At 69.0% G+C, this 2,799-nt stretch carries 2 protein-coding genes; one reads left to right on the top strand and one right to left on the bottom strand.

Annotated elements, in window-relative coordinates; genetic code table 11:
* Window positions 1–108: 108 nt before the first annotated feature.
* Window positions 109–1,770, bottom strand: a complete 1,662-nt coding sequence (recN, locus tag AB4Y84_RS18460) for a DNA repair protein RecN (RefSeq protein ID WP_032977644.1) — start codon at window positions 1,768–1,770, stop codon at window positions 109–111.
* A 115-nt stretch (window positions 1,771–1,885) separates the two neighbouring features.
* Between recN and hrcA the strand changes: the two genes are divergently transcribed.
* The coding region (hrcA, locus tag AB4Y84_RS18465; protein ID WP_442250618.1) for a heat-inducible transcriptional repressor HrcA at window positions 1,886–2,799 on the top strand (914 nt) is incomplete at its 3' end.

Consider the following 2,799-nt stretch of genomic DNA (forward strand, 5'->3'; position numbering starts at 1 on the left):
GGGTTGCCGGCCAGCGGCCGGCACTACCAGGTGTCAGGCCTGCAGTAGATCCACGCCATGCGTGGATGAATGCCCGCGATTCACGGGCGCCAACAGGCTTGCAGGGGCCTACACCTGCAGCAGCTTGCGCGCGGCGGCGCGGGCTTCCTTGCTCACTTCCACGCCACCCAGCATGCGCGCCAGCTCTTCCTCGCGGGCCTTTGCGTCGAGCTTCTCCACCGCGCTCTGGGTCATGCCTTCCACCGGTGCCTTGCTGACCCGGTAATGCGCGTGGCCCTTGGAGGCGACCTGCGGCAGGTGGGTCACGCACAGCACCTGGCGCTTTTCGCCGAGGGCGCGCAGCTTCTGGCCGACGATATCGGCCACCGCGCCACCGATGCCGGAGTCGACTTCGTCGAACACCATGGTCGGCACTGCATCCAGGTCGAGCGCGGCTACTTCGATGGCCAGCGAAATACGTGACAGCTCGCCACCGGAAGCGACCTTGCGCAGCGCACGCGGTGGCTGGCCCGCATTGGCTGCCACCAGGAACTCGACGCGCTCGGCGCCCTGCGGGTCCGGCTTGCCGTTGTCCTGCGGCTCCAGCTCGATCAGGAACTGGCCGCCGCCCATGCCCAGCTCCGCGATGATGCCGGTGGTGGTGGCCGACAGCTCGGCAGCAGCGGTGCGGCGGCTGGTGGTCAGTGCTGCGGCCTCGACGCGCCAGGCCGCTGCGGCCTTTTCAATTTCGCCGGCCAGACGCTGCAGGCGCTCGTCGGCGCCGCGCAGCTGTTCCACTTCGGCGTGCATGCGCTCACGCTGCGCACCCAGCTCATCCATCGGCACGCGGTGCTTGCGGGCCAGGTCGTGCAGGCGGCCGAGGCGGCGCTCGTTCTCCTCGAACTGGTCCGGATCGGCGTCCAGATCGTCATGCACCCGGTCGAGCAGGGCCAGGGCCTCGTGCAGCTGGATGGAGGCGCTGTCGATCAGGGCATCGACGTCGCCCAGCCGCGGGTCATGTTCGGCCACCCTGGCCAGTTCATGCCGCACCTGCTGCAGCAGATCCAGCGCCGAGTGGCCTTCGTCGCCGTTGAGCTGGTCCGAAGCTGCCTGGCAGGCGGCCAACAGGGCGCTGGCGTGCGCCTGACGGCGATGGCTGGCGCCGAGCGCGGTGATCGACTCCGGCTCCAGATCCTCACGGTCCAGTTCACGCAGCTGGTGTTCGAGGAAGCCGATGCGGTCACTCACGTCGCCCTGTTGCGACAGTGCGAGGGATTCATCGACCAGCGCCTGCCAGGTGGCGGCAGCGCGGCGCACCTGGCGGCGTTCGCTTTCGTTGCGGGCATAGGCGTCCAGCAGGGCCAGCTGCGACGGGCGCGTCAGCAGGGCCTGCTGCTCATGCTGGCCATGGATCTCCACCAGCAGGCCGGCGAGGTCGGCCAGCTGCGCCAGGGTGACCGGGCGGCCGTTGATCCACGAGCGCGAGCCGCCGTCGGCGCGGATCACGCGGCGCAGCTGGCACTGGTCTTCATCGTCCAGCTCATTGCTGGCCAGCCACTGGCGGGCGGCCTGCAGCTGGTCCAGCGCGAATTCGGCCGACAGTTCGGCCCGGGCCGCGCCATGGCGGACCACGCCGCTGTCGGCGCGCAGGCCGGACAGGAAGCCCAGAGCGTCGACCATCAGCGACTTGCCCGCGCCGGTCTCGCCTGAAACCACGGTCATGCCCGGCCCGAACTCCAGTTCGGTGGCGCGGACGACGGCGAAATCCTTGATTGAAAGATGTCTGAGCATGGGTAAGGGGGTGTCTGCAGCCGCGCAACGCTAGCACGCGCGGCGGGGTCGTCCAATGACTTGCCAAGGGGATGCGTCGCCATTATCTAATGTCCCTGTCTCACAGGTTGATTCCATGCACGGTTCTCCCGACCAACTTGYCCCGCGCGCGCGGCACCTGCTGCGCACGCTGATCGCGCGCTACATCCAGGATGGCGAGCCCGTGGGTTCGCAGACGCTGGCGCGCGTGGCCGGCCTGGAGGTCAGTCCGGCCACCATCCGCAACATCCTCGGTGACCTGGAAGACCTGGGCCTGCTGGCCTCGCCGCATACGTCGGCGGGCCGGATTCCGACCGCGCATGGCTACCGGGTGTTCGTCGACAGCCTGTTGCAGATGCAGCCGCCGGGCGAAGGGGAGCTGGCCCGACTGCGTCAGGAGCTGGCCGGAGGCGGCAGTACCCAGGCGCTGCTCGGCAGTGCGTCGGAGCTGCTGTCGGCGATGAGCCACTTCGTTGGCGTGGTCAGCGCGCCGCGCCGCGAGCAGTTCGCCTTCCGCCAGATCGATTTCGTGGCGCTGGACGGGCGCCGGGTGCTGGCGATCCTGGTGTTTGCCGACAATGAAGTGCAGAACCGGGTGATCGAGACCCGCCAGGACTTCGCACCGGGGCAGCTGGAGCAGGTGGCCAACTACCTCAATGCCCACTTTGCCGGGCTGCCCCTGGCCGAGATCCGTACCCGCCTGCTGCTGGAGCTGCGCGACGCCCGTTCCGAGCTGGAACAGGTGCTGGCGCACAGCGTCGAGCTGGCCGAGCAGGCCTTGCAGCCGCCGGCCGACGACATGCTGGTGGCCGGCCAGACGCGTCTGATGGGGGTGCAGGACCTGTCCGACCTGGAGCGCCTGCGCGAGCTGTTCGAGCTGTTTTCCAGCAAGCGCGAGATCCTGCAGCTGCTGGAGCGGACCATCCAGGCCCCCGGCGTGCGCATCTTCATCGGCGAGGAAACCGGCGTGGTACCTCTGCAGGGCGTCTCGCTGGTCACCGCGCCGTACAC

Source organism: Stenotrophomonas sp. 2YAF22, assembly GCF_052114665.1.
Classification (GTDB): Bacteria; Pseudomonadota; Gammaproteobacteria; order Xanthomonadales; family Xanthomonadaceae; genus Stenotrophomonas; species Stenotrophomonas indicatrix.